The organism is Apilactobacillus ozensis DSM 23829 = JCM 17196, assembly GCF_001435995.1.
Taxonomy (GTDB): Bacteria; Bacillota; Bacilli; order Lactobacillales; family Lactobacillaceae; genus Apilactobacillus; species Apilactobacillus ozensis.
Window position 1 is genome coordinate 24,370 of sequence record NZ_AYYQ01000004.1, and the last position, 22,392, is coordinate 46,761.

25 protein-coding genes, 1 other RNA gene and 1 other annotated feature are annotated in these 22,392 nt (G+C 31.8%); of the genes, 22 read left to right on the top strand and 4 right to left on the bottom strand.

What is annotated here, in order from left to right:
* Positions 1-63 precede the first annotated feature (63 nt).
* The 4 genes from rplA to mprF all read left to right on the top strand — a co-directional run bounded on the left by rplA (position 64) and on the right by mprF (position 4,632).
* Positions 64-756 carry a 50S ribosomal protein L1 gene (rplA, locus tag FD06_RS01525; protein WP_056965691.1) on the top strand — a complete coding sequence of 231 codons (693 nt, stop codon included), beginning with the start codon at positions 64-66 and terminating at the stop codon, positions 754-756.
* An 89-nt stretch (positions 757-845) separates the two neighbouring features.
* Positions 846-960: a sequence feature (ribosomal protein L10 leader region), on the top strand.
* A 24-nt stretch (positions 961-984) separates the two neighbouring features.
* Entirely contained in the window at positions 985-1,494 is a 510-nt protein-coding gene (rplJ, locus tag FD06_RS01530) for a 50S ribosomal protein L10 (RefSeq protein ID WP_054657952.1), read from the top strand.
* 33 nt (positions 1,495-1,527) lie between these two features.
* On the top strand, positions 1,528-1,890 hold the full coding sequence (rplL, locus tag FD06_RS01535; RefSeq protein ID WP_054657949.1) for a 50S ribosomal protein L7/L12: 363 nt from the start codon (positions 1,528-1,530) through the stop codon (positions 1,888-1,890).
* Between the two features lie 138 nt (positions 1,891-2,028).
* Positions 2,029-4,632 (top strand): bifunctional lysylphosphatidylglycerol flippase/synthetase MprF, encoded by a 2,604-nt coding sequence (gene mprF, locus FD06_RS01540; protein ID WP_237757218.1) that lies wholly within the window; start codon positions 2,029-2,031, stop codon positions 4,630-4,632.
* Between the two features lie 39 nt (positions 4,633-4,671).
* Here the strand turns inward: mprF and nrdF are convergent, their stop codons facing one another.
* The 3 genes from nrdF to nrdH form a co-directional block, all read right to left on the bottom strand.
* Positions 4,672-5,631 carry a class 1b ribonucleoside-diphosphate reductase subunit beta gene (gene nrdF / locus FD06_RS01545; RefSeq protein ID WP_056965693.1) on the bottom strand — a complete coding sequence of 320 codons (960 nt, stop codon included), beginning with the start codon at positions 5,629-5,631 and terminating at the stop codon, positions 4,672-4,674.
* Positions 5,632-5,655: 24 nt separating this feature from the next.
* A complete protein-coding gene (gene nrdE / locus FD06_RS01550) occupies positions 5,656-7,821 on the bottom strand; it encodes a class 1b ribonucleoside-diphosphate reductase subunit alpha (protein WP_056965694.1) in 2,166 nt (721 codons plus the stop codon).
* 109 nt (positions 7,822-7,930) lie between these two features.
* The gene (nrdH, locus tag FD06_RS01555) at positions 7,931-8,155 is read right to left on the bottom strand and encodes a glutaredoxin-like protein NrdH (protein WP_056965695.1); all 225 of its coding nucleotides are present in this window, start codon (positions 8,153-8,155) and stop codon (positions 7,931-7,933) included.
* A gap of 163 nt (positions 8,156-8,318) precedes the next feature.
* Between nrdH and FD06_RS01560 the strand changes: the two genes are divergently transcribed.
* The 16 genes from FD06_RS01560 to tsaD all read left to right on the top strand — a co-directional run bounded on the left by FD06_RS01560 (position 8,319) and on the right by tsaD (position 19,142).
* Positions 8,319-8,930, top strand: a complete 612-nt coding sequence (locus FD06_RS01560) for a class I SAM-dependent methyltransferase (RefSeq protein WP_056965696.1) — start codon at positions 8,319-8,321, stop codon at positions 8,928-8,930.
* On the top strand, positions 8,920-9,420 hold the full coding sequence (gene tadA, locus FD06_RS01565) for a tRNA adenosine(34) deaminase TadA (protein WP_420834747.1): 501 nt from the start codon (positions 8,920-8,922) through the stop codon (positions 9,418-9,420). Before FD06_RS01560 ends, tadA begins: the two co-directional genes overlap by 11 nt.
* A gap of 36 nt (positions 9,421-9,456) precedes the next feature.
* An RNA gene (ffs, locus tag FD06_RS07480) (signal recognition particle sRNA small type) lies at positions 9,457-9,555 on the top strand.
* A 109-nt stretch (positions 9,556-9,664) separates the two neighbouring features.
* Positions 9,665-11,377 carry a DNA polymerase III subunit gamma/tau gene (gene dnaX, locus FD06_RS01570; RefSeq protein ID WP_056965697.1) on the top strand — a complete coding sequence of 571 codons (1,713 nt, stop codon included), beginning with the start codon at positions 9,665-9,667 and terminating at the stop codon, positions 11,375-11,377.
* Positions 11,378-11,392: 15 nt separating this feature from the next.
* A complete protein-coding gene (locus FD06_RS01575) occupies positions 11,393-11,704 on the top strand; it encodes a YbaB/EbfC family nucleoid-associated protein (RefSeq protein WP_054657945.1) in 312 nt (103 codons plus the stop codon).
* 27 nt (positions 11,705-11,731) lie between these two features.
* A complete protein-coding gene (gene recR / locus FD06_RS01580) occupies positions 11,732-12,331 on the top strand; it encodes a recombination mediator RecR (protein WP_056965698.1) in 600 nt (199 codons plus the stop codon).
* A gap of 11 nt (positions 12,332-12,342) precedes the next feature.
* On the top strand, positions 12,343-12,591 hold the full coding sequence (locus tag FD06_RS01585; RefSeq protein ID WP_054657943.1) for a YaaL family protein: 249 nt from the start codon (positions 12,343-12,345) through the stop codon (positions 12,589-12,591).
* A 72-nt stretch (positions 12,592-12,663) separates the two neighbouring features.
* Positions 12,664-13,308 carry a dTMP kinase gene (tmk, locus tag FD06_RS01590; protein WP_054657941.1) on the top strand — a complete coding sequence of 215 codons (645 nt, stop codon included), beginning with the start codon at positions 12,664-12,666 and terminating at the stop codon, positions 13,306-13,308.
* Positions 13,309-13,318: 10 nt separating this feature from the next.
* Positions 13,319-13,645: a cyclic-di-AMP receptor gene (locus FD06_RS01595; protein WP_056965699.1), complete on the top strand. Its 327-nt coding sequence runs from the start codon at positions 13,319-13,321 to the stop codon at positions 13,643-13,645.
* A gap of 11 nt (positions 13,646-13,656) precedes the next feature.
* Entirely contained in the window at positions 13,657-14,667 is a 1,011-nt protein-coding gene (gene holB, locus FD06_RS01600) for a DNA polymerase III subunit delta' (protein ID WP_056965700.1), read from the top strand.
* Between the two features lie 31 nt (positions 14,668-14,698).
* The gene (locus FD06_RS01605) at positions 14,699-15,034 is read left to right on the top strand and encodes a DNA replication initiation control protein YabA (protein ID WP_054657933.1); all 336 of its coding nucleotides are present in this window, start codon (positions 14,699-14,701) and stop codon (positions 15,032-15,034) included.
* Between the two features lie 14 nt (positions 15,035-15,048).
* Entirely contained in the window at positions 15,049-15,927 is an 879-nt protein-coding gene (gene rsmI / locus FD06_RS01610; protein WP_056965701.1) for a 16S rRNA (cytidine(1402)-2'-O)-methyltransferase, read from the top strand.
* Positions 15,928-15,948: 21 nt separating this feature from the next.
* Complete coding sequence (locus FD06_RS01615) at positions 15,949-16,695, top strand: acyl-[acyl-carrier-protein] thioesterase (protein WP_056965702.1); 747 nt, start codon at positions 15,949-15,951, stop codon at positions 16,693-16,695.
* 85 nt (positions 16,696-16,780) lie between these two features.
* Entirely contained in the window at positions 16,781-17,512 is a 732-nt protein-coding gene (gene tsaB, locus FD06_RS01620; RefSeq protein WP_054657931.1) for a tRNA (adenosine(37)-N6)-threonylcarbamoyltransferase complex dimerization subunit type 1 TsaB, read from the top strand.
* Complete coding sequence (gene rimI / locus FD06_RS01625) at positions 17,493-18,092, top strand: ribosomal protein S18-alanine N-acetyltransferase (RefSeq protein WP_056965703.1); 600 nt, start codon at positions 17,493-17,495, stop codon at positions 18,090-18,092. Before tsaB ends, rimI begins: the two co-directional genes overlap by 20 nt.
* 45 nt (positions 18,093-18,137) lie before the next feature.
* On the top strand, positions 18,138-19,142 hold the full coding sequence (gene tsaD, locus FD06_RS01630) for a tRNA (adenosine(37)-N6)-threonylcarbamoyltransferase complex transferase subunit TsaD (RefSeq protein WP_056965722.1): 1,005 nt from the start codon (positions 18,138-18,140) through the stop codon (positions 19,140-19,142).
* A 19-nt stretch (positions 19,143-19,161) separates the two neighbouring features.
* Here tsaD and FD06_RS01635 read toward each other — a convergent pair whose 3' ends face one another.
* Positions 19,162-21,126, bottom strand: a complete 1,965-nt coding sequence (locus FD06_RS01635; RefSeq protein ID WP_476726727.1) for an ABC transporter ATP-binding protein — start codon at positions 21,124-21,126, stop codon at positions 19,162-19,164.
* Between the two features lie 174 nt (positions 21,127-21,300).
* Here FD06_RS01635 and FD06_RS01640 point away from each other — a divergent pair, with 174 nt between their 5' ends.
* Together FD06_RS01640 and groES are read left to right on the top strand one after the other, a co-directional pair.
* The gene (locus tag FD06_RS01640) at positions 21,301-21,936 is read left to right on the top strand and encodes a redox-sensing transcriptional repressor Rex (protein ID WP_054657929.1); all 636 of its coding nucleotides are present in this window, start codon (positions 21,301-21,303) and stop codon (positions 21,934-21,936) included.
* Between the two features lie 144 nt (positions 21,937-22,080).
* A complete protein-coding gene (gene groES / locus FD06_RS01645) occupies positions 22,081-22,365 on the top strand; it encodes a co-chaperone GroES (RefSeq protein ID WP_056965704.1) in 285 nt (94 codons plus the stop codon).
* Positions 22,366-22,392: the final 27 nt, after the last annotated feature.

The following is a 22,392-nucleotide window of genomic DNA, read 5'->3' on the forward strand; positions in this document are numbered from 1 at the left end:
TCTCGTACATTATGTGGGAGGTTTATCCGTTACAACCACAATTGCAAGGAGGAAAAGACACAGATGGCTCAAAAAAGAGGTAAAAAATACCAAGATGCTCTTAAACAAGTAGACCGTACAAAGGAATACTCTGTTGAAGAAGCAGTTGAACTAGTTAAAAAAATTGATTACGCTAAGTTTGACTCAACTGTAGAAGTTGTTTTCAACTTAAACGTTGACACAAAACAAGCTGACCAACAATTACGTGGTGCTGTTGTTTTACCAAATGGTACAGGTAAAGACCAAAAGGTAATTGTTTTTGCTAAAGGTGATAAAGCTAAAGAAGCAGAAGCTGCTGGCGCAGACGTTGTTGGTGAAGCTGACTTAGCTGAAAAAATTCAAGATGGATGGTTAGACTTTGATGTTGCTATTGCAACTCCAGACATGATGGCTCAAGTTGGACGTCTAGGACGTGTCCTTGGACCTAAAGGTTTGATGCCTAACCCTAAGACTGGAACAGTTACTATGGATGTAGCTAAAGCTGTTTCAGACTCAAAATCAGGTAAGGTTACTTACCGTACTGACCGTGATGGTAACGTTGCAGTTATCATTGGTAAATCATCATTTGATGCTGATAAATTAGTTGGAAACTTCAAAGCAATTGAAGAATTAATTGTTAAGAATCGTCCAGCTTCAGTACGTGGTACTTACATTTCTAACTTATCAATCTCTACAACATTTGGCCCTGGGGTTAAAGTTGCTTTGGATTCATTCTAGAGATAATTGATTAAAATTGGAATTTAATTAATATAAAAATCCCTAATTGACCATATTCAATTTATATGGTAAATTAATACTGCTAATTAAATATGTGTTTCAGTCTACCTAAGACTCAGGTGAGTTTTGCTCTTAATATCCTGACGAGGAGAATTTAATATTCTCTCTATGTTTTGGTAGGCATAGGGATTTTTTATTAAATCCCAAAAAATTTGGGAGGTGAAACTAATGCCAAAAAAAGATGTAATTGATGCTAAAGCAAAAAAAGTTGATGTAGTTACTAAACAATTTAAAGACGCTGTTTCAGCTATTGTTGTTAACTACCGTGGTTTAAGTGTTGCTGAAGTAACTGATTTACGTAAACAATTGCGTGATGCAGGCGTACAATTCAATGTTGTTAAAAATAATATTGTTAAACGTGCTGCCGATGCAACTGGTTATGAAGGTCTTGACGAAGTATTTAGTGGTCCTACTGCTGTTGCTTTCTCAAACGAAGACCCTGTTGCTCCTGCAAAGATCTTAAAGAAATTTGCTGATAATACTGATGCCGTTGAAATCAAGGGTGGTATTATCGAAGATAAGATTGCTACATTGGATGAAATTAATACATTCGCTACATTACCTAGTCGTGAAGAATTACTTTCAACTCTTGCAAACATCTTACAAGACCCTGTCCGCAAGTTTGCTCTTGCTGTTAAGGCTGTTTCAGAAAAAGATAACGATGGCGACGCTGCCTAAATAAAAAATTATTCCAAATTGGAGGAAATTAAAATGGCTTTTGATAAAGATAACATTATTGAACAAATTAAAGACGCTTCAATTACTGACTTAAACGACTTAGTTAAGGCAATTGAAGAAGAATTCGACGTTTCAGCTGCAGCTGCTGCTCCAGTTGCTGGTGGTGCTGATGCAGGTGCTGCTAAAGATTCATTCACTGTTGAATTGACAGCTTCAGGTGACCAAAAGGTTAAAGCAATCAAGGTTGTTCGTGAAATCACTGGTTTAGGATTAAAAGATTCTAAAGACCTTGTTGACAAAGCACCTTCAGTTATTAAAGAAGACGTTAAAGAAGACGAAGCTAACGACATCAAAGAAAAACTTGAAGCAGTTGGCGCAACTGTTACAGTTAAATAATTGTAACTTTGAAAAAGGTATGTGGCTATATAGCTGCATGCCTTTTTTGTTTTATTTAAATATTTATTCAATGGGTTGTTTATTATAATGTAAATTGAGATAATTAAAATATTATTGAAATACATGGAGGCTATTATTTTGAAAGCTTTATTACAAAAACTATGGGACTTTTTCAATAGACATATTAATGTTTTTAAAGTTCTATTTGTTTTATTTGTTTTAGGAATCGTAATCCATGTTGGTATTAGTGAGGGCAGTGAGATTAGTGGAAAAGAGATGGCAAAAAGTTTTGCCACTCAAACTCCGTTATCATTAATAAGCATGACTATATTAGGATTTATAGCTGTAACGCCAATGTTGATTTATGACTTTACCATAGTTGATTTTTTACCTGGTAAGTTTAGTCCTTGGTATATAATCAAAACTGGTTGGATTACCAATACATTGACTAATATTGCTGGATTTGGTGGAGTATTGGGAGCTAGTTTGAGAGCTAGTTTTTATAGTAAAAATGCAAGTCGCAAACAAATCCTATATGCTATTTCTAAAATAGTTATTTTTTTAGAAGCAGGCTTATCTAGTTACTGTTGGATAGCTTTAATTATGATGTGGATTTTTGGATTTGGTGCCAATAGTAATGACTGGTGGTGGTGGTTTTTTGTTGTAGGTGGAGGACTATATTTCCCTATATTATTTATATTTATTCGAAAAACTAATACTGAATTTTTTAAAGATATGACTAAAAAATTAGAAATTCAACTAATCGTTGGATCTTTGCTTGAATGGGCTGGTTGTGCTTCATTATTTATAATAATTGGTGCTTTTATGCATCAAAGTATTAATCTTGTAGCCGTTTTGCCTGTTTTCATAGTTGCTAACGTAGTAGGTGTTTTCACTTTAATTCCTGGAGGATTAGGTAGTTTTGACGGAACTATGTTAACTGGACTACTGTTTTTAGGAGTATCACCTAGTGATGCGTTAGTTTGGCTGTTATTATATCGAGCATTTTACTACATTTTCCCTGTTATTTTAGGAATAATATTTTTTGCTTTTGATTTACTTCAGAGATTTAATAAGTTTTTGGACAACATTCCAAAAGCTATATTCCAGAAACTTTCACACCTATTTATAACCATATTTATGTACTTTACAGGGATAATGATGATTTTGTTAGTCGTTATGCCAAATCAGGTTTTATTTAATCGATTCTATCTATTTTTAGAGCCATACAGTTTTTACTTTTTAAGTCAGTTATCTAATATAATATTTGCATTTCTTTTAATTGGCTTAGCGAGAGGTTTTGCATCCAAGGTTAAAAAAGCATACTGGCCAACAGTTGTTGTTATTCTTATTTCGATGGTAAACACGTTGTGGAAAGAGGATTTTCCAATAAATATGTGTGTATTTTTTGGAATTGTAGTAATTGCTTTATGGTTATCTTATGGGGTTTTATATCGTGATAAGTTGTCTTGTCCTTGGGGCCAAATGATTTTTGATATTTGCATATTCGGATTTACCTTTGTGATGTATGGAATTGTTGGAATATATACTAGTTTTAAATTTAGATCATTTCATTTTTTTAGTTCCTACTCATTTCCATCTACTCAAGTGTGGTTTTCAGGCTTCTTAGCCTTAATTCTTTCTTTATTAATATCAATTTTGATATATCGTTATTTATCATATAAAAAAGTAGATTGGTTGGATCAACCATTCGATGCTAGTAGGGTACATGATGTTATTGTTAAATTTGGTGGCAATGAAGTAAGTCACTTAGCTTACGTTAGAGATAAAAACATTTATTTCTATAACGAAGATGGACAAGATCAAATATTTTTTATGTACAAACAACGAGCTAATAAAATTATTATTATGGGTGAGCCAATTGGAAATCAAGATAAGCTAGAACCTGCGATTGATGATTTTATTAACCGAGCTGATAATATTGGATTATCGTTAGTATTTTATGAAGTAGGGGAAAAATTAACGATGATTTTGCATGAAAAAGGCTTTAGTTTTACCAAAGCAGGTGAAGAAGGACACGTGAACATCGAAGAATTCTCACTAGTTGGTAAAAAGCATCGTGGTGAAAGAGCTTTGATGCATAAGTTTGAACGTGACCAATATGAATTTGAAATTATCAATCCACCGTTTTCCGATAGCTTTTTAAATAAATTAAAAGGTGTTTCTGATGAATGGTTAAAAGGTAATCCAGAAAAAGGATTTTCTTTAGGATACTTTGATAGGTACTATTTAAATCAGGCTCCGATAGCTATTATGAAAGATAAAGATGCAAAAATCATTGCATTTGCGAATATTATGCCGACTGGTGATTATGAAATGACATCTATTGACTTAATGCGTTCAAGTAATGATGCACCTTCAGGAATTATGGATGGCTTGTTTATAAATCTATTTAACCATGTTAAAGAACAAGGATATAAATACTTTAATTTAGGAATGGCACCACTTTCTAACGTTGGTGAATCTAAGTATAGTTTCATCGATGAAAAAATTGCTAATTTAATTTATAAATATGGGACTGCATTTTATAGTTTCCAAGGTTTAAGAACTTACAAAGAAAAGTATGTTGACGCTTGGGCACCTAAGTACATTGCTTATAGAAGGGGCAATTCGCTTGTATTTACAATGCTACAATTACTAAAATTAGTGAATGAAAAAATGAATTTTAAAAATGCTAAAAGTAGCAAAATTAAAATGATTATAAATAAATTTAAGAGATAATATAAAAAGGATTGATGACTAAATCATCAATCCTTTTTATTATTTACCAATATTATAATCGTCATTATTCATAGCTTCAACTTCACCTAAGCGATATCCATTACCAACTTGTGAGAAAAAGTCATGATTTGCAGTAGATGTAGAAATACCATTCATAACAATTGGATCTACATCCTCGTGTGTATCGGCAAACATTGGGTCTTGGCCTAGGTTCATTAAAGCCTTGTTTGCATTGTATCTGATAAAGGTTAAAACATTGTCAGTCCAACCAATTTTGTCGTATAACAAGTGTGTATATTTTTCTTCATTTTCGTACAATTCATATAAGAAACTATACATCCAGTCTTTAAGTTTTTGTTGTTCATTAGTACTTAATTTATTAAACGCAATTTGAAATTTATATCCAATATAAGTTCCATGAACAGATTCATCACGTAAAATTAATTTAATAATTTCAGCCACATTAGGTAACTTATTATGTCCTAAATACCATAAAGGCGTAAAAAATCCAGAATAGAATAGGAAAGTTTCTAGAAAGACACTAGAGATTTTTTTCTTTAAAGGATTACCATCGTCATGATATAACGTGTAAATTTTTTTAGCTTTATTTTGAAGGAACTCTTCAGAATCACTCCATTTAAAAATTTCTTCAATTTCATCGGGAGTATTTAAAGTTGAAAAAATTGATGAATAACTTTTGGCATGCACTGATTCCATAAATTGAATATTATTTAAAACGGCATTTTCATGTGGAGTAATTGCGTCTTTACGTAAGGCAGCCATTCCATCCTGAGATTGTAGGGTATCTAGCAATGTTAATCCACCGAAGACGTGACCTACTACCCATTTATGATCATCATCTAACGAACGCCAATCGTGCAAATCATTTGATAATGGGATACGTGTATCTAACCAAAATTGTTCAGTTAATTTTTCCCAAGTAGCTTTATCTATTTCATCGTTAATCGAATTCCAATTTATTGCTTTATAATTGTCCATTAATTTAGCTCCTAACTAATTAGTTTAAATTGAGCAACTTTCACATTCGTTTACGCCGACTTCTTGATTGTCATCAGTATAAGTTCTAACGTAGTAAAGTGATTTAATACCTTTGTAGTGAGCGTAGTTTCTTAAAATAGTTAAATCACGAGTCGTCATTTTATCTGTACGACCATTTTTCCATTCATACAAGTTATCTTGAATTGTTGAACGCATAAATAAAGTTAGACTCATACTTTGATCAACATGTTTTTGAGCGGCCGCGTAGGTGTCGATAACTTTACGCATGTCGGTATCATATGCTGACTTGTAGTAAGGAATCGTTTCATTTGATAGGTAAGGTGCTGGATAATAAATTTTACCAGTCTTAGCTTCATATCTTTCTTCAATTCGACTAATAATAGGGTGTAGACTAGCAGTTGTATCGTTAATGTATGATATAGACCCATTTGGGGCTACAGCTAGTCTGTTTTGATTATATAGACCGTATTCCATTACATCATTTTTTAATTGTTCCCAATCTTTTTCTGATGGAATAAAAATATTTTTAAATAGTTCTTGAACACGTTTATTTTGAGGAGCCCAGTCTTCTTGAATATATTTATCGAAATATGAACCGTCAGCATATTTACTGTTTTCAAAATTATGGAATGTTTCTTTACGCTCTTTAGCAATCTTATTAGATGTTTTTAATGTCCAGTAATTTAACAACATAAAGTATACACCAGTAAATTCAATTGCTTCTGGTGAACCATATTCAATTTGATTTTTAGCTAAGAAACTGTGTAGTCCCATACCACCTAGGCCAATACTATGAGCAAGGTGATTACCATGTTGAATTGAAGGAACAACATCAATGTTAGAATTATCAGAAACAAAAGTTAATGCTCTAACCATTGCATCAACAGATTTACCAAAGTCTGGTGAATCCATTAAATTAACAATGTTTGTGGAACCTAAATTACATGAAACATCAGTACCTAATTCAGAATAATGTTGTTGATTATCCACTGTTGATGGCGTTTGAACTTGCATAATTTCTGAACATAAATTGCTCATCACAATTTTACCATCAATCGGATTCACTTTGTTAGCAGTATCGATATTTATTATATATGGATATCCTGATTCTTGTTGTAACTTAGAAATTTCAGTTTCTAATTCTCGAGCCTTGATCTTAGTTTTTTTAATGTTTTCATTATTAACCATGTTGTCATACTCTTTAGTAATATCGACATATGAGAATGGTTCACCATAGATAGCTTCAACATCATATGGACTAAATAAGTACATATCTTCATTATTTTTGCACAATTCGTAGAACTTATCTGGAACCGTTACACCTAATGAAAGTGTTTTAACTCGAATCTTTTCATCAGCATTTTCTTTCTTAGCCGCTAAAAAGTCGATAATATCTGGATGAAATACGCTCAGATAAACGACTCCGGCTCCTTGACGTTGACCTAGTTGGTTAGAGTATGAAAAACTATCTTCCAATAGTTTCATCACTGGAACTACACCTGATGCAGCACCTTCAATATGTTTGATAGGGTCACCAGCAGCACGTAAATTAGACAGATTAATTCCTACACCACCACCAATTCTAGAAAGTTGCAATGCTGAGTTGATGGTTCTACCAATTGTATTCATGTTGTCAGTAGTTTGAATTAGAAAACATGATACGAATTCACCACGTCTTTTTCGTCCGGCATTTAAAAAACTTGGTGTTGCCGGTTGGTATCTTTGGTGAACGATTTCATCTGCTAAATTCATGGCAAGTTCTTCATTACCGTTAGCAAAGTAAAGTGCATTCATCGCTACACGATCAATAAATTGTTCTAGATAGTAGTTGTTATCGTTAGTTTTAAGTGCATATTGTGCATAAAATTTGTATGCAGCCATAAAAGACTTAAAGTGAAAGTTTTGTTCTTTCAAATATTGATACAATTTTTCAATGAAATTAAAATCATATTTTTCAATAAATTCTGATTCAATATAATCATTATCAATTAGAAAACTAATTCTTTCTTTAAGTGATGAAAATGTTTTTAAATTGGCTTGAACATTTTCTTTTAAGAATGCTTCTAGAGCTTCTTTGTCTTTGTTTAGTTGGATTTTACCGTTCTTTGGGATGTTAATTTCGTTATTTAAATCGTAATAAGTTACATTTTTTAAGTCTTTTAATGACATTAATTCACACTCTCCTAACAATAATTGTCAATAAAATTGGCGAGACCATAGTAAAAGGTTTCGCCAAAGTGATAAGATATATAGTATAATTAGTTCCTTTAATAAACGATTATGCTAATTGAGATAGTTTATCTGGTCTAAAACCTGAAATTTCAAATTCATTAGCTTCAACTACTGGTAAGGACATAAAGCCTTTTTCTTTTAGATAGTCGATATATTCAGGTTCTTCATTGATGTTTTTTTCAATAAATTCAACGTTGTGTTCTTCAAGGAATTTTTTAGTCATTTTGCATTGAATACAATTGTTTTTCGAATAAACAGTAACTTTTTCCATGGTTAAATCTTCCTCTTTTATTTAAAATATATATATAAGTTTACACCACAAAAATAAAAAATCAAATAAAAATACACTACATTTTGTGTTTAAAATCCATCCAAACACTACCAGTAGTGTATATAAAAATATTTAAAAAAATTAAAAAGCGAGTGATTCAAAAATGAACGACTTTTATTATACACCCAACCCAGAGGCTGTCCATAAAATTCAAAAATGGAATTTTGAATTATTAGGTAATCAAATTTCTTTTACCACTGATAATGGGGTTTTTTCTAAAAAACGAGTAGATTATGGTTCCGTAGTGTTAATAAACGCATTTAATATAAACAAAATTCCTGCCGGTAAAATTTTAGACTTAGGTTGTGGATATGGTCCAGTAGGAATTGCATTGGCTAAAAAGTATACTGAACGTAAATTTGATTTAGTAGATGTTAACAATCGAGCACTTGCATTGGCTGAAAATAATGCTAAAAATAATGGAGTAAGCGCACAACTTTCTATATACAGTTCTAATATATATGAAAATGTTAAAGAAAATTTTGCAGCAATAATAGTTAATCCGCCCGTTAGAGCAGGCAAAGAAGTGGTCAATAACATGTTGAGTGAAGCAAAGGAACACTTAGTGCTTGGTGGGACTTTAACTGCCGTGTTGCAAAAAAAGCAAGGTGCTCCCTCTGCTAAAAAGTTAATGAAAAATACTTTTGGTAATTGCGAAATTATTAAAAAAGATAAGGGTTATTATATTTTAGAGAGTATTTACAATGGCAAATAGTGATATGGCATTTTCAAAATTAGATTATTTTTTCATGCATCAGGCATTGTTAGAAGCCGCAAAAGCATATGCGATTGATGAGGTTCCAATCGGTGCGGTGATTGTCAAAGATGATAAAGTTATTGCGACTGGATTCAACCTTCGTGAACATAGTCAAAAATCAACTGATCATGCTGAAATTTTAGCGATTGAACAGGCTTGTAGTCATTTAAATAGTTGGCGTTTAGCAGGATGTACATTATACGTTACTATAGAGCCATGTTTAATGTGTGCAGGAGCAATCATTAATTCGCGAATTGATCGAGTTGTATATGGAGCTCCAGACTTAAAAGCTGGGGGAGTAGACAGCCTTTATAATGTATTGAATGACGATCGTTTAAATCATCAAGTTATTGTTCAGTCAGGTTTACTATCTGATGAAGCGGCTAATAATATGAAATCTTTTTTTAAGGCAGCTCGAAAAAGGAAGAAAAAGCGTTCTAAGTACTAGACATATTTACTAAAATGAGTTAATATAGTTGTTGCCGAAAGGTCTTGAAGCAAAGAAGTGCTTACGAACCGTGTCAGATTCGAAAGAAAGCAGCACTAAGTATCCTATTTCTTGTGCTTCTCGTAATTAGATTTTTAACTCTTAGTCAATTGCTGGCTAAGAGTTTTTTATTTTAATGGAAAATAGTCAATCTTGACGGTATAATTATATGTATTAATAAATAATGTTGGAAAGGAATTTTTGCATGAGTTATCAGGCTTTATACAGAGTTTGGCGTCCTCAAAAGTTTAATGATTTGATTGGTCAGGGCATTATAACTAAAACTTTGAAAAATGCCCTAATTACTAATCAAATTAGTCATGCTTATTTGTTTGCTGGGCCTCGCGGAACTGGTAAGACATCTGCAGCTAAAATTTTTGCTAAAGCCATCAATTGTCCAAATCAAAAAGATGGTGAACCATGCAACGATTGCTTTATTTGTAAAAGTATTACTGATGGTAGTTTGAATGATGTGATTGAAATTGATGCAGCTTCTAATAATGGGGTTGAAGAGATAAGAAATATTCGGGACAAAGCTAAATATGCACCTACTGAGTCCAAATATAAAGTATATATTATTGATGAAGTGCATATGCTTTCAACAGGGGCTTTTAACGCTTTATTAAAAACTTTGGAAGAACCACCTGAACATGTAATCTTTATTTTAGCAACTACTGAGCCACAAAAAATTCCAGCAACTATCATTTCAAGAGTTCAAAGATTCGATTTTAAACGAATTAAATCTGATGATATTTTAAGTCGTATGGAATATATACTTAATGAAAAACATCTTGAATACGAAGACAAAGCGCTAAAGTTGATTGCTAAATCAGCTGAAGGTGGAATGCGTGATGCATTAAGTATTTTAGATCAAGCGCTATCGTTTGGTATGGATAAAGTTACGTATGAAAATGCTTTAGAGGTAACCGGTAGTGTTGATAAAAAGTTAATCAATCAATACTTAAACCAAGTTGTAGGAAATAATATTAAAACTGCCTTGATTAGCGTTAGAGAATTGGTAAATAACGGTAAAGATGCCAATCGGTTCATCGAAGATATTTTAGATTATTGTCAGAATATTTTGCTTTATAAACAAGTACCTGAGATGTTAAAATCAATTGAGTTAGATATTTTAGATGATAATTTTGAAGATACTGCTAAAAATATTGATTCAGATATGTTATATAATATGATTATTGAACTCAATGATGTCCAAAATCAAATGCGTTTTTCTTCGCATCCTGACATATATTTAGAAGTTTTAACGGTTAAATTATCATCTATATGTCAAACTAGCCATGTAGCTTCAAATAATGAATCTAATCAGGATTTATTGGAGAAAATTGAGCACTTACAACAAGAGATAAACGATTTAAAGTCTACAAATAATGTATCTAAAAATGTTCCTGATGATAAAGCATCAATTTCTAGTTCTGAAATTAAAAATACCTCTAATGCTAAGTCAGCACCGATTAAAATTAATATGAGTGATGTCTATCAAGTTTTAGATAATGCAACTAGAAATGATTTAAATAACTTAAACAATGCTTGGGATGAGTTATTACAATCACTTGATGTGACGCAACGGGCAGTTATGCATGTTTCCAAACCAGTAGCTGCTAGTCCTAAGGGAGCTGTCATAGCTTTTGAATATGCTTTCTTATGTCAGCGGGCTAATTCTGATACTAATCTGGTAGATTCTTTAGAGAATAATTTAGATCGAATTGTAGGGTATGTACCTCATATGATTTTTGTGCCGAATGATAAATGGCCAGAAATTAGAAGTAATTACATTAAACAAAATAAATCAAGTCAATCTGAGATGGTTCAAGACGCTAAGCCAAAGAAAAGTTCAAATTTAGCTGATAAAGCTACTAAATTATTTGGCAATGATGTTGTGAATATTCAAAATGACTAAAAGGAGATAATTATTATGATGAACGGTATGAACATGAACAAAATGATGAAACAAGTTAAACAAATGCAAAAGAAAATGGGTGCTGACCAAGAAGAATTAAACAAAAAAGAATTTACCGGAGTTTCACCAGAAGATATGGTTAAAGTTGTTTTTACTGGTGACCGCAAAATGAAAGATATGCAAATTAATAGTGAAGCTATTGACCCAGACGACCCTGATATGCTTTCTGATTTAGTAATCAGTGCAGTTAATGATGCTTTAGCTAAAGTTGATAAGGAAACTTCAGAAACAATGGGTAAATACACTAAAGGTATTCCAGGAATGTAATTTTTTAAATTAAAGAAGGAAATATTTATGCAATATCCAGAGCCAATTGCTAAACTAATTGATAGTTACATGCGTTTGCCAGGGATTGGTCGTAAAACTGCAATTAGACTAGCGTATTTTACGGTTACGATGAATAAAGACGATGTTAGTATGTTTGCCAATGCATTAAAAGAAACTAAACAACTTCTTAAATATTGCTCAATTTGTGGTGACTTAACTGACGAAAATCCTTGTGCTATTTGTCAAGATGGTCAAAGAAATCAAAGTGAACTATTAGTGGTTGAACAACCTAAAGATGTTATGGTTATGGAAAATATGAAAAACTATCATGGTCTATATCACGTTTTGCATGGAGTTTTATCACCAATGGATGGTAAAGGTCCAGAAGAACTAAACATAAAATCATTGCTAAAAAGATTACAAAGTAACGAAAACATCAAAGAAGTTATTGTAGCCACTAATGCTACGCCTGAGGGTGAAGCAACGGCAATGTATTTAGCTAAGTTGATTAAACCGGCCGGAATTAAAGTGACTCGATTGGCACATGGATTGTCAGTTGGTAGCGATATTGAATACGCTGATGAAATGACCCTTTCTAGAGCCGTTTCAGGTCGTACGGAAATGTAGGGGTGTTCATAATGCTTGGAATCGTTAGAAAAAAGAATAACTTTAGAAAGCAGTACGATGAATTTTTACTAAATTCAATAGATCGAGCTAAGTCTAACTGGGATCATGCACGTGAAACTGAAGAAGCCATTTCGGAAACTGATGGTGAAATCACATCACAAACCCAGCTAGCTAGACAGAAATACTTATTTTTATATCAAGAAGCTAGAGTTAGGGATGTTCGTAATAACCATTTTCAATCGTCTGTTTTTGACTACTAGCTAAATAGTGTCTTAATTCTTATAGAATTTTGACACTTTTTATTTATATTATTATTTTGATAGGAGATTAATATGCGAGGTAAATTTATTACTTTTGAAGGACCAGATGGCGCTGGTAAAACGACTGTTATGAATGAAGTTTTAAAGTTTTTGAATAAAAAATTATCAGATGACATTGTTTTTAGTCGTGAACCAGGTGGAAATAATATTTCTGAACAAATCCGTAATATTATTTTAAATCCGGAAAACAAAGAGATGGATTATCGAACCGAGGCTTTATTATACGCTGCATCTAGAAGACAAAATATTGTTCAAAACATTTTACCTTCACTAGAACAAGGAAAATTAGTGCTGTGTGATAGGTTCTTAGATAGTTCGATAGCATATCAAGGTGGCGGTCGTGGAATTGGTGAAGACTTAGTTTTACAAATGAATCAATTTGCTACGGAAGGCTTCTTACCGGATTTAACTGTGTATTTTGATATACCAGTATCTGTAGGTTTAGAAAGAATTGCTCATAATCGTCGTGAAAGTGAAATTGACAGGTTAGATCAAGAAACTAAGGCATTTCATGAAAGAGTTCATACGGCTTACAAGCAGATTATAAATAACGATTCTGGTAGAATAAGAGTTATTGATGCTACACAACCAGTTGATAAAGTAGTAGCAGACACATTAAAAATTATTCAAGATTTCTATACTAAATATTTTGACTAGGAGTGAAAATATGAAATTAATTATCGCAATTGTTCAAAATAAAGATGCTTCTAAATTACAAGCAGCATTCGTTAAAAATAATATTCCTGAAACTAAGCTATCGACTACTGGTGGATTTTTAAGAGCCGGTAATACGACTTATATGATTGGAATTAAAGATGAGCGAGTTAAAGAAGTTTTAGACATTATAAAAAATATTTCTAGAACTAGAGAACAATATATGACACCACCAGTTAATTTAGATGGGGGTATTTCTGATGCTTCATATCCAGTGAAAGTTCAAGTAGGTGGTGCTACAGTAATGGTGCTACCAATGGATAACTTTTACCAATTTTAATGGAGTTTAATATGTCTGATAACATTTTTTTAGATGAAGCGATTAAAAAACAACCAGGTATAACGCAACATTTCTTTGATATGGTTAACAATAATGATTTATCGCATGCTTATTTACTTAATGGTAATTCTGGGGTGGGCAAAAAAGCTACAGCTATGAGCGCTACAATGGCTTTGTTTTGCAAAAATAAAACAAATGAAAAGCCATGTGGTGAATGCAATGAGTGTCGTAGAATTACTGAAGGTCAGCACCCAGATGTGGTTTTTATACAACCAGATGGGCAAAGTATTAAGGTAGATCAAGTTAGAACTTTAAAGGCTGAATTTTCTAAGCGTGGAGTGGAAGGTAGACTAAAAGTTTTTATTATTGTAGCTGCTGAAAAAATGACTGATAATGCTGCTAATAGTTTACTTAAGTTTATTGAAGAGCCCAGTGGCGACGTAGTTTCATTTTTGCTCAGTACTAATAAAAATTTAATACTACCTACAATTATTTCTAGAACTCAAGTTATCGATTTTCCAGCGTTAAGTAACCATTTTTTTGATACAGAATTGAGTAATATTAAAGTTAACCCAAATGATTTCAACTTATTGAAGTCATTAACTAATAGCCTAGAAACAGCTATTAATTTAATGGATGACGATTGGTTTGATAAAGCAAAGTTAGCTGTAGAAAAATGGTTTAATTATCTTTATAAAAAAGATTATTGTGCTTTCACAACTATTCAGATTGAAATTATGCCCTTAATTAAGGATAAAGATAATAAACAAAACATTATCAATATGATGCTTCAAATATGGCGAGATATGTTAAGTATTAAATACTTAAATTCACCCAAGGACGAAATAGATTTTGTGGATGATTTTAACAATATTAATCATTTTGTTGATAATATTACTTCTGTAAAGCTTATTTCAATCATTCAAATTATGTTAGAATGTAACAATAAAATGGCCATTAATTTAAACTTTCAAAATATTTTAGAATCAACTACGTTAAAAATATTGTCTAAATTAAAATAATATTTAGTTTTATAAATTGGGGTGAATTTGATTGGATAAACGTGAACTGTATGATGGTTTTAAAAACATGGAAGCACAAACCCAATTAATGTTGAGTAAGTTTTCTGAGCTCAGAGAGGGCATGACTGAAATTATGGAAAAAAACTCTGAGTTAGAAATTGAAAATCAGCATTTAAGAGAACTAATAAACGAGCAAAAAGATAATGATGGTGAAGATAATGGCGAGCCACATTTATCAAAATCTAGAAAAAATCTAGAAAAATTATACAATGAAGGATTTCATGTTTGTAACCAATTTTATGGTAAACATCGTGACGAAAACGACAGTTGTATTTTTTGTACAGAAATAATATATCGAGAAGGATAGCTGAGGTGTAAATTGTGAAAACACAAAGCAGTTTTGCTAAAAGTGTTGATAGCGGTAAATTATATTTAGTTCCAACACCAATTGGAAATCTTGATGATATGACTTTTCGCGCCATTAAAATACTTAAAGCAGTTGATTTAATAGCTGCCGAGGATACTAGGCACACTCAACAGTTGTTAAATCATTTTGAAATTGAAAATAAAAAAATTAGCTTTCATGAGCATAATACTCAAGAAAGAATTCCACTATTGGTTGAAAAGTTAAAGAATGGTGAAAATATAGCTCAAGTTAGTGATGCGGGGATGCCTTCAATCAGCGACCCGGGAAAAGAATTAGTTAAAGCTTGTATTGATTCGGATATACCAGTAGTTCCACTACCAGGGGCTAATGCAGGCTTAACTGCCTTAGTAGCTTCCGGATTAGCTCCACAACCATTTTATTTCTATGGGTTTTTAAATCGTAAAAAGAGTGAGCAAGTAGACGAGCTAAAAGATTTGAACCGTTTAAAGAGTACTTTTATTATTTATGAATCACCATATCGTCTGAAAAAAACATTAGCAAACATGTGTGAAGTGTTAGGCGAATCTAGAAAAGCAGTAGTTTGTAGAGAATTGACTAAAAAATTTGAAGAATTTAATCGTGGAACTTTGTCAGAACTTTTAAAATGGTCCACAGAAAACACTCCCAGAGGCGAATTCTTAATAATAGTAGAGGGAAATCCTAATGATGTCGAAGAAAATAATCAAGATGATTTCTTGAAATCGATGTCTACAACTGAACAAGTTGATTACTTTATATCAAATGGCACGAAAACTAATGACGCTATTAAAAAAGTTGCCAAATTACATGGTGTTAAAAAACAAGAAATATATAATATTTACCATCAAATTTAGCATTGTAAAGAAGGTTTTAAATTGACGATTCCTGATAAGTATAGTGAAAAACATCGTGTAACTTATTATGAAGCAGATTTTACTAGAAGAATGACTTTGGCGATGATGCTAGACATCGTTATTTTGGCTTCCGAAGATCAAAGTGAAAAGCTAAATGTTGGTTCTGACACAGTTAAAAAATTAAACATGGGTTGGGTCGTTATTCAATACTCAATTGATATAACTAAAATGCCTCGTGTAAACGAAATTATTACTTTAGAAACCGAATCTAAATATTACAATAAATTTTTTGCATACCGTGAATTTTGGATTAGAGATAATCAAGGTAATGTATGTGTTCACATGACTAGTAGATGGGTCGTGATGGATTACGAAACTAGAAAAATGACCAAAATTCCACATGAAATCGTAGAACCTTATCATGCTGAAAAAGTGGTCAATATTCCGAAATTACCCAGGCCTGCTAAAATAAATGAAACAACTGAAAAGGTTATTAGTCAAAGTTATCGAGTGAGATACTTAGACATTGATTCTAATCAACACGTCAATAACGCACATTATCTAGATTGGATGGTTGATGTCTTATCACCTGAATTTCTTAATAATTATACGGCTAAGCATATTGACTTAAGATACGAAAATGAAGTTAAGTATGGTCATGATGTAGAAAGTAAGGTTTCTTTTGAAAATGATGATGACAATTTAATTTCCAAGCATGAAATTTATAGCAATGGCAAACGTTCAGCTAGTGCTAATATTACCTGGTAAATAGTGAAACTATTCTTTAGTTTCACTATTTTTTTGTTATAATTTAGAAGTTAAGAAATTTCATTTTAGGGAGATATCAAAAAATATGAAAGTTTTGGCACTGGATACATCAAACCGGCCATTAACCGTTGCTATTGTTGAAGATAATCAAATTTTAGCAACTGAAACTACTACAGTTCATCAAAAACATGCCGAGTTTTTAATGCCTGTTATTGAAGATATGTTTAACAAGTGTGACTTGAAACCCAATGATATAGATAGAATTGTAGTTTCTAGCGGACCAGGTTCTTATACTGGAATTAGAATTGCAACTGCGACCGCTAAAACATTAGCATTTACTTTAAATAAAGAATTAGTCGGAGTTTCTAGTTTATGTACGCTGGCATTAAATTGTGAGCAAGAAAATATGCTAGTGATGCCGATTTTTAACGCTAGAAATAATAACGCTTTTACTGGTCTTTATAGAATAGTCGACGGTCAACCAGTTAGTATGATAGAAGATTGTCATACTGACTTTGATCAATGGCTTGATAGGATTAAACATAATTTTGATAATGAACAAATTTGTTTAGTAGGTGACTATTCGGTGTTTTTAGATGAAATCACGGAAAAGTTAGGTAAAAATTTCTATGAACTTAAGTTTGATAACAATTTACCTAAAGCAGTAAAACTTGCTAAGTATGGTCAAACATTAAGTCCTGTTGATAATATAGACAATTTTGTGCCTAGATATTTAAGACTTACTAAGGCTGAATCTGATTGGCAAAAACTACATCCAGAAGAGGTAAATCAATCATATGTTCAAAAAAATGATTAAATGGTTTAAAGATAAATTATTTAATAATCAAAATAAATTAAGAATTAGTGATTTAAATGTTAAAAATCATACGGTCATGATAAACAAGCAACATTACTTTTTGGCTAAGGCAATGGTTACTGATATACCAGAAATCTTAGAAATAGAAAAGAAAGTATATAACGGTAACACACCGTGGTCTTCTGAGGCATTTATTAGTGAATTTCAAAGAATGACCGATCGTTATTATTTAGTAATTCGCTATCATGATAAACTGGTTGCTTTTGCAGGTTGTTCATTTAATGATAAAAAATTAGATTGTCATGTTACCAATGTGGCAGTAGACCCGGATTTTCAAAGCCGCGGTTTGGGGTATTTTTTAATTACTAAAATTATTAAGAAAGCTCGTCAAATGGAGTTTAAGAGTATGTCATTAGAAGTTAGAATTTCTAATTTTCATGCCCAAAGACTATATGAAGATTTAGGTTTTAAGAAAAAAGATATCAAGAAAGCTTATTATGATGGTGACCATGAAGATGCTATCGATATGAAATTAGATTTAGTATCCTTAGATTCTTCGCCAACTAATTTTGGAATGTAGTAATTTTTATAGAAATGAAGTGTTTTTTTGAAAAGAAATTTAATAATGTCCTTTGAATCTAGTTGTGATGAAACTAGTGTTGCAATTATTGAAGATGGTAATAAAATTTTGTCTAACATTGTCGCTACCCAAATTAATAGTCATAAAAGATTTGGTGGTGTAGTTCCTGAAGTCGCAAGTCGCCACCACATTGAAGAAATAACTATTTGTATTGGCGATGCAATGAAAAAAGCTAACGTTACTTATGATGATTTAACAGCAGTTGCCGTAACTTATGGTCCTGGGTTAGTAGGGGCTTTATTAATTGGAGTGACGGCTGCAAAAGCAGTGGCGTGGGCTCATAACTTACCTTTAATCCCAGTGAATCATATTGCTGGACACATTAGTGCGGCAGCATTTGTAAAACCCATTGAATATCCTGCTTTAGCGTTAGTCGTTTCCGGTGGTCATACTGAACTAGTTTTAATGCCTGAAGAAGGCGAATTTAAAATTATTGGTGAGACTAGGGATGATGCTGCTGGTGAAGCCTATGATAAAGTTGGTCGCGTTTTAGGATTATCTTATCCAGCAGGACCAGTTGTGGATGAGATGGCGGCTGATGGGAAAGATACTTTTAATTTCCCTAGAGCAATGGAAAAAGATGATAACTATGACTTTAGCTTTAGTGGATTAAAAAGTGCCTTTATCAATACGGTTCATCATGCTGACCAAGTTAATGAGACTTTAGACAAAAATGATTTAGCTGCTAGTTTTCAAAGTGCAGTAGTTGATGTTTTAGTTGATAAGACATTAAAAGCTTTGAAGGAATTTCCAGTAAAACAATTAATTTTGGCTGGTGGAGTGGCTGCTAATAAAGGTTTGAGGAATGCATTAGAAAATAGTATTAAACAAACTGAATTAGTGAAAGCACCAATAAAACTTTGTGGTGATAATGCAGCGATGATTGGTGCAGCAGCCTATGTACTAAATAAAAAGCATAAATATGCTGGCACTGAACTAAATGCTGACCCTAGTTTAGAATTTGATTGGTTAGAAGATGCTGAAAAATAGAAAAAGCAGAATGATTTAATCATTCTGCTTTTTCTATTTCTTCGATGCTAATTAAACAGTTTTCCCATTTATTCTCTAATGAAGTAATCTCAATATTAAGATTATCTATTTTATTCTGTAAATCATTTAGTTTATTTATATTAGAAATATTTTCGGGATTAGTCATGTCTTGCTGTAGATCATTTTTAGTTTCTTCGAGTTCGTTTAATTGATGTTCAATTTTTTCTGAATCACGCTTTAACTTACGAAGTTTCTTTTGTTCTTCTTTATCCATAAGATAAGCTTTTTTGGTGGAACTTTCGTTTTTTGATTGTTCAAAAGCATTTTTATCGTTACTTTTTTGCGCTAGTAGTTCTTTTTCTTCTGCTTTTTTATCTAAATAATAATCATAGTTTCCCAAGTAATTTTTGGAATTATGATTAGCAATTTCGACTATTGAAGTGGCCATTTTATTTATGAAATATCGATCATGTGAGATAAATAAAATAGTGCCTTCAAAAAACTCTAATGCTTTTTCTAAAACTTCGCGACTATCGATATCCAAGTGATTGGTTGGCTCATCTAAAATCAAAAAATTGTCGTGATGCATGGATAATTTAGTTAATAATAGTCTTGCTTTTTCACCGCCTGACAATTTCTTTACGTTTTTTTCGACATCTTCACCTGAAAAAAGGAAACTGCCTAAAACGGTTCTGATTTTATTTTCAGGGACTGTAGGGTAATCATCCCAAAGCTCATGTAAAACATCTTTTTCACCGTGTAATAGTTTTTGGTGTTGATCATAATATCCAATGCTTACACCAGCACCAAAAATTATTTCGCCATTAATTTTGGTAATTTGACCAACAATGGTTTTTAAAATGGTTGATTTTCCAGAACCATTTGGTCCAATGATGGCGATTCTTTGATGTCTTTTTATTTCCATATTTATATTTTTCAAGAGGGGAGTACGACTATATCCGACATCTAAGTTTTTAATGTTTAATACATTATTACCACTTTGACGATTTATATTAAATTTAAATCGAGCAGATTTATCGTTACTGTTGGGTTTATCCATCCTGTCCATTTTTTCTAATTGTTTTCTTCTAGATTGTGCTCTCTTAGTAGTAGAAGCTCTAACAATATTTTTATTAACGAATTCTTGCATTGATTTAATTTCTTTTTGCTGTTTTTCAAATTGTTTAAATTGTTGCTGTTGTCTAGCTATTTTTTCTTTTGTGAAGTAAGTATAATTTCCGTTATAATATTCTAAATTACCATTGGTCATTTCATAAACTTCAGTGACTACTTTGTCCATGAAATAACGATCATGTGAGATTATTAATAAAGCACCGTCATAGCTTTTTAAATAAGTTTCTAACCAATTGATAGTTTTAACATCAATATGGTTAGTTGGTTCATCTAAAATGAGTAAGTCATTTTTTTCTAATAGTAACTTAGCCATTGCTAATTGTGTTTGTTGCCCGCCAGATAGTCGATTTATCTTTTTATTATAAGTTTCTTCACCAAAACCGAATCCGTGTAGAACTGAACGAATTTCGGCTTTATATCCAAACCCATTTTTTCGTTCAAAATCTGCTTGCATTTTAGCGTATAAATTAGTGATTCGATTAAATTCTTGTTCGTTATTAATAATATTAATATCCGAAATTTTATTTTCTAAATTATGAATGTTTTTTTCTTCTGCTTTTAAGTCTTCAAAAACATTTTCCATTTCTTCTATAATATTTTTATCAGAATTTAATCCACTATTTTGCTGAAGATATCCGATAGATAAATTTTTGTTTTTAATAATTTGGCCATCATCGATGCTTTGTAGACCCATAATCATTTTAACTAGCGTAGATTTACCAACTCCATTGCGGCCAACCAACGCAATTTTACTATTTTCTTGAATGTTTAAATTTACTTTTGTGAAAATATCTTTTCCTAAAAATCTTTTTGTGACGTTTTTTATTTGTAATATATTGATATTGATCACCTTCTTTAATCGTTATGAAAACAAGCACTAGAGGCTAGTCTATCATAATTAGTTCATTATATAAAATTGATTGAATTGCAATATTGGTTGATAACTATTTCACAAAGTATAATATTGTGATAGAATAAAAATCGTACCTTTTATAATCTGAGTAACAAATCTGGAGGGAAAAAATTGGTAAGTACTAAAATTCCTCGTGCAACTGCCAAACGTTTACCGATATATTATCGATATTTAAGCATTTTACACGATTCTGATCAAAAAAGAGTTTCATCTAGTAGCTTTGCTGAAGCTGTTCAAGTCGATTCGGCAACTATCAGAAGAGATTTATCTTATTTTGGTGCCTTAGGTAAACGTGGATATGGATATGACGTTGATAATCTATTAAACTTTTTCAAAAAAATTCTAAATCAAGATCATTTAACTAGTGTTGGATTAGTTGGTTTAGGAAATTTAGGACATGCTTTACTTAATTTTAATTTTCACAAAGATAGTAATGTGAGAATATCTGCAGCTTTTGATGTCCATGAAGACATGATTAATACCGTGCAAGACGGCGTACCAGTTTATTCAGTTGACGATTTACAAAAACAATTGGAAGAACAACAAATTAAAGTTTTAATTTTGACAGTACCAAGTAGTGTTGCTCAAGACATTTGTGATCAAGCGATTAAGGGTGGAGTAAAGGGAATTATGAATTTTACTTCCAGAAGATTAGTTGCTCCCGATGATGTTAGAGTACAAAATGTTGACTTAACTAATGAATTGCAAACTTTAATATACTTTATTGAACATTATTCTAAAGAATAAAAAGCACTCTTTTTAGGAGTGCTTTTTTTACGTCAAAATTCTTGCAATTAGTTATAAAAAAATATATATTAGTTATTGTAGATTAGCACTTGAAACTATTGAGTGCTAAAAATAGCTAATTATGATTAATTTGGAGGGATAACATTGCTAAAACCATTAGGTGACCGTGTTGTTATTGAAACACAATATGAAGAAGAAAAAACTGTCGGTGGAATTGTCCTAGCTAACAATGCTAAGGAAAAGCCACAAACTGGTAAGGTTGTTGCTGTCGGAGATGGAAGAACTCTTGATAATGGTAACATCTTAAAACCATCAGTCAAAGAAGGAGATACTATTCTTTTTGATAAGTATGCTGGTACATCAGTTGATTACGACGGTAAATCATACTTAGTTTTACATGATAAAGATATTGTTGCAATTATTGACTAATAAAATGAAATTAAGAACTAGAGTTAC

What these genes read in the sequence shown, in the direction of transcription:
- rplA (WP_056965691.1), top strand. Translation starts at nt 64, where the DNA reads ATGGCTCAAAAAAGAGGTAAAAAATACCAAGATGCTCTTAAACAAGTA.
- rplJ (WP_054657952.1), top strand. Translation starts at nt 985, where the DNA reads ATGCCAAAAAAAGATGTAATTGATGCTAAAGCAAAAAAAGTTGATGTA.
- rplL (WP_054657949.1), top strand. Translation starts at nt 1,528, where the DNA reads ATGGCTTTTGATAAAGATAACATTATTGAACAAATTAAAGACGCTTCA.
- nrdF (WP_056965693.1), bottom strand. Translation starts at nt 5,631, where the DNA reads ATGGACAATTATAAAGCAATAAATTGGAATTCGATTAACGATGAAATA.
- nrdE (WP_056965694.1), bottom strand. Translation starts at nt 7,821, where the DNA reads ATGTCATTAAAAGACTTAAAAAATGTAACTTATTACGATTTAAATAAC.
- nrdH (WP_056965695.1), bottom strand. Translation starts at nt 8,155, where the DNA reads ATGGAAAAAGTTACTGTTTATTCGAAAAACAATTGTATTCAATGCAAA.
- FD06_RS01560 (WP_056965696.1), top strand. Translation starts at nt 8,319, where the DNA reads ATGAACGACTTTTATTATACACCCAACCCAGAGGCTGTCCATAAAATT.
- tadA (WP_420834747.1), top strand. Translation starts at nt 8,920, where the DNA reads ATGGCAAATAGTGATATGGCATTTTCAAAATTAGATTATTTTTTCATG.
- dnaX (WP_056965697.1), top strand. Translation starts at nt 9,665, where the DNA reads ATGAGTTATCAGGCTTTATACAGAGTTTGGCGTCCTCAAAAGTTTAAT.
- FD06_RS01575 (WP_054657945.1), top strand. Translation starts at nt 11,393, where the DNA reads ATGATGAACGGTATGAACATGAACAAAATGATGAAACAAGTTAAACAA.
- recR (WP_056965698.1), top strand. Translation starts at nt 11,732, where the DNA reads ATGCAATATCCAGAGCCAATTGCTAAACTAATTGATAGTTACATGCGT.
- FD06_RS01585 (WP_054657943.1), top strand. Translation starts at nt 12,343, where the DNA reads ATGCTTGGAATCGTTAGAAAAAAGAATAACTTTAGAAAGCAGTACGAT.
- tmk (WP_054657941.1), top strand. Translation starts at nt 12,664, where the DNA reads ATGCGAGGTAAATTTATTACTTTTGAAGGACCAGATGGCGCTGGTAAA.
- FD06_RS01595 (WP_056965699.1), top strand. Translation starts at nt 13,319, where the DNA reads ATGAAATTAATTATCGCAATTGTTCAAAATAAAGATGCTTCTAAATTA.
- holB (WP_056965700.1), top strand. Translation starts at nt 13,657, where the DNA reads ATGTCTGATAACATTTTTTTAGATGAAGCGATTAAAAAACAACCAGGT.
- tsaB (WP_054657931.1), top strand. Translation starts at nt 16,781, where the DNA reads ATGAAAGTTTTGGCACTGGATACATCAAACCGGCCATTAACCGTTGCT.
- rimI (WP_056965703.1), top strand. Translation starts at nt 17,493, where the DNA reads ATGTTCAAAAAAATGATTAAATGGTTTAAAGATAAATTATTTAATAAT.
- tsaD (WP_056965722.1), top strand. Translation starts at nt 18,138, where the DNA reads ATGTCCTTTGAATCTAGTTGTGATGAAACTAGTGTTGCAATTATTGAA.